General features: G+C 41.9%; 3 protein-coding genes. All 3 read right to left on the bottom strand.

What is annotated here, in order from left to right:
* Positions 1–560: 560 nt before the first annotated feature.
* The 3 genes from CK510_RS25505 to CK510_RS25495 all read right to left on the bottom strand — a co-directional run bounded on the left by CK510_RS25505 (position 561) and on the right by CK510_RS25495 (position 5,371).
* On the bottom strand, positions 561–941 hold the full coding sequence (locus tag CK510_RS25505; protein ID WP_095724340.1) for a nuclear transport factor 2 family protein: 381 nt from the start codon (positions 939–941) through the stop codon (positions 561–563).
* Between the two features lie 59 nt (positions 942–1,000).
* Positions 1,001–3,874, bottom strand: coding sequence for a PAS domain-containing hybrid sensor histidine kinase/response regulator (locus tag CK510_RS25500; RefSeq protein WP_095724339.1), 2,874 nt, complete (start codon positions 3,872–3,874; stop codon positions 1,001–1,003).
* Between the two features lie 555 nt (positions 3,875–4,429).
* Positions 4,430–5,371, bottom strand: coding sequence for an AAA family ATPase (locus CK510_RS25495; RefSeq protein WP_095724338.1), 942 nt, complete (start codon positions 5,369–5,371; stop codon positions 4,430–4,432).
* Positions 5,372–5,462 lie beyond the last annotated feature (91 nt).

The following is a 5,462-nucleotide window of genomic DNA, read 5'->3' as shown; positions in this document are numbered from 1 at the left end:
CCGGGAAGCAAGCTACGTGTCGCTTATATCTCAGGGCTGAAGCCCTGAGTTTTACGCATACCGTGTTGTTCTATAAAGGGTTTACCTCAGCAATTAAGTCTTGACTTTTCGCCACTTTATAGCTAAATTCCTTGCTGCCCTCACTATTTTACGCCTCTGGGTCGGCAAATGTCTGTGTACTGACCGAGCAAGCTAACTATTTATTATACGGAAAGTTTCCGTATAACTACCTCAATTAGTATGGTTATACAGAATTTTTCCATATAACACCCCAATATAGGGATTATAAAGAATTTTTCCGTATAATCATCTCAAATAAGGTAGTTAAACCTCGTCCATGTAGGAACCCGGAGTTTTTGATTATTCTGTTGCGTCATTGCGACGTAAGGACGCAATCTCAAAATCTGACACGGAAAACTACTGTTCTCAAGGTAGACGAGGTTTATAAAGAATTTTTCTGTATAACATCCGAATCTGAGTATTATACTTAGAACTAGCGCTTTTTAGATGAACAACGAAAATACATAATATTGACAAGCTTTTAAATACGCACTCATACACTAAGCTGAAACAATACTAGTATGACCCGCAATAATTTGTAATGAACCAGTGGAAGATTTTGCCCAAACACGAGTGAAGCGAATAGAAAAATCATTTTCTGTACCTTCGTAGCTTCCTAACACATGCATTTTTACGGAAGCGATCGCAAACCCATCATGAATTTGAATTCGTTGCTCTGAGGGTGTAATTTCTCTAAACTTAATTACACCAGATCGATGAGCAGCAAGGTCTTCTTTTTTACTACAAAGCTGCCCTAAATGGTTAGTAAATATAAGCTCAGGTGCAATCAGTATGTCTAGCTCCTCGACATCGGAATCGAGCATTGCTTGCCTGAGACGTTCCTCTATTTCGACGATTTGAGCTTGAGAATATTGGCTCATGAGAAATCCTTTACTGAGAATTTAATTAATCATCCCTGTCTGTAATAAATAGTTCAAAATCAATCGCGATTAATAACTAAGCTAATCACTGCCGCAACTAAATCTTTCGGTTCAATCGGCTTGGCAAGGTGTTTCTGAAATCCTGCTGCTAAAACTTTATGCTCGTTGACTTCCCCAGCATAGGCAGTTAGCGCGATCGCAATCAATCCCTGACACTGAGATGGCAGTTGGTTACGAATTTGCTCAATCAACATGTAACCATCCATCCCTGGCATTCCAATGTCACTAATTAACAAATCGGGTTGATTTTGTTGGATGGATTCGAGTGCATCCATCGCAGATGATAGGGCAATCACCTCTGCTCCTTCTTCTTGGAGTACGAAGGCAATAAAATTTCGCGAGTCTGGTTCATCATCGACGACAATAATTCTCAATTCAGCTAGGGATAAGGATTCAATCGGAAGGGGGGATAAAGTGGCATCGGAGTTGTTTGCTTCCAAGATGGCTGGTTTGAGCAGTGGCAAGCGAACGCTGAAAGTGGCTCCTTCTCCTTCTCCAGGACTATTGACAAATACCCTACCTCCATGCATTTCTACCAGTTGCCGAACGATCGCAAGTCCTAATCCTAATCCACCAAATTTCCGGGTTGTGGCTCCATCTTCTTGGCGGAAATGCTCGAATACATGGGGTAGGAAGTCGGGATGGATACCTTTTCCGGTGTCGGAGATTTGAATTTGAGCATAGTGATTAATTTGTGTTAAGCGAACTTCTACTCGCCCACCAACTGGTGTGAATTTAACTGCATTTGAGAGTAGATTCCACAGTATTTGCTGTAGGCGACCTGTATCTCCTAATACTTGCCCAATACTGAGGGCAAAGACTGTATGAATTTGGATATTTTTGGCTTCTGCTGCTAATCTTACTGTGTCCAGGGCTGCCCCAATTATTGTTGTCAAGGTGACAGGAATTACACTTAAACTCAGCTTGCCTTGGAGAATCCGGGACACATCAAGTAAGTCTTCGATTAATTGGGATTGGAGTTTGGCGTTACGCTCGATTGTTGCTAAGGCTTCGGTGGTTTTGTTGGAATCGAGTTTGCCTGTTCGTAGTAGTTTTGACCAGCCTAAAATTGGATTTAGGGGCGATCGCAATTCGTGGGATAAGACTGCTAAAAATTCGTCTTTGATGCGGTTGGCTTTTTCTGCGGCTTCTCTGGCAGCTTTTTCTTGTTGTAAAATAAGTTCGCGATCGCGTTCAACTTGAACGCGATCGCTGATGTCGTTGGATATGCCAATCAAACCAATCACTTCTCCTGTTTGATTGCGGTAGGGAGCTTTTGTTGCCAAAAATGTGCGAATACCATCGGGAGATTCTTCCACCACTTCTGTTTGTCCCGATTCCATAATCCGTCGATCGTTTTCCGAAACTATGGCTCCCAGTTCAGGGGATGGATATAAATCGCGATCGCGACAACCAATCACCTCTGAAGCAGGTTTTCCCAATACTTCTAAGGTGGCTGGATTAGCATAAATAATCCGTCCTTGTCGGTCCTTGACAAAAATGGGTATTGGTGAATACTCGTTGATGACATCTAAAATGGCGTTTTTTTGCCGCAGTTCTTCTTCTATTAGTTTGCGATCGTCGATATCAGTGGAAGTGCCACACCATTGTACTACCTGCCCTTGCCCATCTCGAATTGGCACAGCGCGGGCTAAAAACCAATGGTAACTGCCATCAACACTTTGCCTTAAACGCATTTCGGCTTGGTAAATTGTTCCCGATGTCAGCGCTGCTTGCCATTGTTGATTGTTCAATTCCACGTCGTCGGGATGTATATGGTGAGTCGCTAAGGTACGATCGCGGGTTTGTTCGAGGGTTAATCCAGTGTAGTTCAGCCACTGGTCGCTAACATAATTTAACTCCCCTGATGCATCCGTTGTCCAGATAATTTGTGGTATGGAATTTGTCAATTGCCAAAAACGGTTTTCACTGTTTTTGAGTGCCTCTTCGGCTTGTTTACGTAACCTTAGTTCGTTATATACATCACTAATATCTCGCGAAATGCCGATGACACCGATAATATTATTCTCACTATCTCGCCACGGATATTTTAGCGACAGAAGCGATCGCATTACCCCTTGTTTGGGAATTTCTTCTTCAAAAGTAATGGATTCACCAGTTGTCATGACTTGGCGATCGGTTTGCTGAATTTGTTGTGCTTTCTCAGGGGGGAAAAATACCATATCATCCCGATCGAGCATGGACTCAACGGTAGTTCCTAACCAATCAGCCGCCGTTGAATTGGCAATTACATAACGCCCTTGTAAATCTTTGACATAAATTATATCCGAAGTTCCATCAATCACCGATCGCAATATGCTATTAGTCTCTATCAAAACTATTTCGGCTTGTTTGCGTTCTGTAATTTCATCTAACAACATCACTTGTGACGAAGATGAGCGATCGCTATCTTTGTCGGGAGATAACAACTGTGATGGGGCAATTTGAGTAAAGGTTGTCACAACTGCATAAGGAACTGATGCATTTGCCTGAAATAGTGGTTGAGAACTGAGAGTCAGCCAAATCAATTCTCCGTTAGGCTGTTCAAACCCCATAACCACATTTGAGCAAGGTTGCCCCGACTGCAAAGTCACCATCCCTGGATGGGTTTCAACTGGAAAGGGAGAGCCATCTGCATGTATGGTTTGCCAAGGACAATTGAGGAAGTTCCATTCCTGCATCTGCTTCCATGTCAATCCCAATAACTCCTCAGCACGAGGATTACAAGCTTGAATACTGCCATCCGCAAATTGCAGAATCATCCCTACATCTGTTGACATTTCAGGTAAACTACGCAACGAACTTTGCTGAGAAGTCATTACAGTAGAGGGGTTGTTTTGCGGTTGAGATTCAGCCTTGCTTTGATTCTGCATTAGTTTCCAGCCGCGATCGCATTTAATTGATGGTACCCAATAAGAAAATCATAAAACAAAGTTCCTATTTAAGCAGCGTCTGGAATAAAACCTTGCGATCGCCAAAAAAATGTAGAGAGATGGGATACATCGCGCCTCTCCATGATACATCAGGGCTGTTTCGTTCCCTTTTAAACATGATTTGTCAAGATAGTTAGCGATAAATGTCTAAGTAAGGGTGACGATTAAATGAACTTTTAAGCACTCATGTAGCCGTAATCTTGTTCGTTTTCTCGACACACTAGTAACAAAATATACTGCAACCAGGTAAAATCTGGACTTCTGTCATACTGAGGAACGTACGTTCCACGTTCCCGAAGGGTAGTATCTTCAAGATTTTCACGCTTGTTAAAAGTAAAGTTCTAACCCGTTTTTAGTATAACCAGCTTTAAATTGCTATAACCCTTGATTTTTAAAGTGTTTTAGGGGATGAATCAGCCCTGCCATGATACATCCCGTCTCTCCATATATATTGCGATATGTATTGCGATATGTATTGCGATCGCGTTTACATTATTAATTTTGTGGTTCGCAATCCGGTACACCTTCCTTAAACACCCGACTTGCTAAAATATCCTGGGCTTCAATTGTAATTAAATCCTGCTTGGTAACTTTGCGATCGCGCATCATCAATAATCGATTTGCTTGACGTAATCTTGCCCGATCGATGGCATTTCGCACACTTCGAGCATTGGCAAAATGGGGCATAATTCTACGTCTAATGAGATACTCTGCAAAAGCTTTCTCAGCATCAGGACTAAAGCTATAATTCTGCTCCTTGACTATAGATTTCGCAATTATCATCAAATCGTTTACTGAGTAATCATTAAACTCAATATGCAATCCAATTCGCGAATTCATGCCGGGATTACTATGGAAAAAATGCTCCATTTGCTCTTTGTAACCTGCGAGAATCACTACTAAATTATCCCTTTGGTTTTCCATCACCTGCATTAAAATTTCGATCGCTTCCAAGCCAAAATCACCGGGATGGTCAGGACGAAATAAAGTATAAGCTTCATCAATTAGCAATACCCCACCCATTGCATTATTCAACACCTCCCGCGTTTTCGGTGCAGTTTGTCCAATACCCTGACCAACCAAGTCATCACGGGTAACAAGTATCACATTTTCCCGACGGATATATCCCAAACGATGCAAAATTTCTGCCATCCGCATCGCAACTGTGGTTTTACCCATACCAGGATTACCGAGGAAAGTCATGTGTAACGTCACAGCTCCAGCAGTTAAGCCCAAACTTTTCCGCACGCGATCTACTAACAACAAAGCAGCCATTTCCTTGATTTTATTCTTGACTGACTGCAACCCGACTAATTCTTGGTCAAGCTGATCTAAGATATTTTGCACCTTGGATTCGCTAAATGCAGCTTCTAAATCAATTGTAGTGTCGTCGCTGACAGCAGAAATTACATCTTTGTCTAGAAGTTGTTCGCTCATAACTTTCACCCGTAGTTAATGCTTTTGATGATAGCTGCTATTCACAAAATATAAAAGAATTTAATTCTAATGGCAACGATATATTTTATTT

This window comes from Brunnivagina elsteri CCALA 953 (assembly GCF_002289455.1).
GTDB classification, from domain to species: domain Bacteria; phylum Cyanobacteriota; class Cyanobacteriia; order Cyanobacteriales; family Nostocaceae; genus Brunnivagina; species Brunnivagina elsteri.
Note: the sequence above shows the minus strand (reverse complement) of the source record. Positions and strands in the feature narration are given on the sequence as shown.